At 39.6% G+C, this 273-nt stretch carries 1 pseudogene; it reads left to right on the forward strand.

The annotated features are described in order from the left end of the window. Nucleotides 1-273: pseudogene (locus tag SB775_RS29410) on the forward strand (methyltransferase); the annotation flags it as partial.

Consider the following 273-nt stretch of genomic DNA (forward strand, 5'->3'; position numbering starts at 1 on the left):
TTCAAGAATTCTTCGTCCAGGTGGAATCTTCATTGCAGCAACACAAGCACGCTATTTTCTCGATTTCTGTCAACAATTTAAGGAACACCCTGAATTAATTCAAACTGGGTGGCATAAAACTTTATCTCAAGCTTTTCCAGATATAAATCGTGCCATCTCGGATTATGAAAGCGGCAATTTTATCCACAGCCCTACGGGAGCTGGAGACGTTAGAAACAGTAGCTTCTATGGGGAAACCGTTATACCTAGAACTTATATTAAAAACCACTATGA

This window comes from Peribacillus sp. SIMBA_075 (assembly GCF_046534585.1).